Origin of the sequence: Streptomyces sp. NPDC051172 (assembly GCF_040682555.1) — a bacterium.
In the GTDB taxonomy this organism is placed as follows: Bacteria; Actinomycetota; Actinomycetes; order Streptomycetales; family Streptomycetaceae; genus Streptomyces.
This window is the reverse complement of record NZ_JBFBBE010000402.1, coordinates 1-1,198: the sequence shown is the minus strand read 5'-3', so window position 1 is coordinate 1,198 and position 1,198 is coordinate 1. Positions and strand designations below refer to the sequence as shown.

Here is a 1,198-nt window from a genome sequence, read left to right as displayed (position 1 = left end):
GCCAGCAGCCAGGCCTCCTCGAGGACGGCGACCTCGGACTCGGGCAGCAGGTCGTGCCGGGCGATCGCCCGCAGCGCCGGCAGCGTGCCGGTCACGCGCAGGTCCTCGATCTGACCGGCGTGCTTGAGCTGCAGCGACTGCACGAGCCACTCGACGTCCGAGAGCCCCCCGCGCCCGAGCTTGACGTGGCGCGCCGGATCCGCCCCGCGGGGCAGCCGCTCGGCCTCCACGCGGGCCTTGATCCGGCGGATCTCCCGGGCGTCGGCGGCCGAGAGGTCCTGCGCATAGCGGACGCCGTCGGCCCAGCGTCGGAAGTCGGTGGCCAGGTCGTCGTCGCCGGCCAGGGGGCGGGCGCGCAGCAGCGCCTGCCGCTCCCACACCTCGGCCCAGCGGCCGTAGTACTCCCGGTACGAGTCCAGGGTGCGCACCAGGGGCCCCTGGCGTCCCTCGGGGCGCAGGTCGGCGTCCACCTCGAGCCGCCGCTCCCCGGGCAGCGGCGGCGCGGCGGGCTTCTGCAGGAGGGCCATGAGCGTGCGGACGACCTCCTCGGCCTGCTCGCGCGCCCGCTCCTCGTCCGCGCCGGGGCGGGGCCGATGCACGAACAGGGCGTCCAGGTCCGAGCCGTAGGTGATCTCCCGCCCGCCCTGGCGGCCCATCGCCACCACGAGCACGTCGGTGAAAGGCTCGGCGTCCCCGACGACGGCCCGCCATGCCACCCGCAGGGCGCCGACCACCGTCACCTGGTCGATGTCCGCGAGCGCGCTGCAGACGGATTCCAGGTCCAGCAGGCCGGACATGTCGGCCAGGGCGACACGCAGCGTCTCGCTGCGCCGCACCTGCCGCACGTGGCGCACGGCCGCGGGGGCCTCCTCCGCGGCCACGCGGCGGTCGAGCCGCGCGTCGACCTGGCGCCAGAGCTGTATGGCGCCCCGGGGGTCGAGCTCCCGGTCGTCCCCCACCCAGGCCACGGCCTCGGGCGAGTGCTCGAGCAGGTCCCCCACGAACCGGGAGCCGGACAGGACCAGGCACAGCCGCCGGGCGGCATCCGAGGAGTCGCGGAGCATCCGCAGATACCAGGCCGTGCCGCCCAGCGACTCGGAGAGCCGGCGGAAGGCGAGCAGGCCGCCGTCGGGGTCGGCGCCCCGCGCGAACCACCCGAGCATGGCCGGCAGCAGCTGCCGCTGGACCGCGGCCCGGC

General features: G+C 76.5%; 1 pseudogene. It reads right to left on the bottom strand.

Annotated features, from left to right (window positions below):
- Positions 1–1,198: pseudogene (locus AB0N07_RS51460) on the bottom strand (bifunctional glutamine-synthetase adenylyltransferase/deadenyltransferase); the annotation flags it as partial.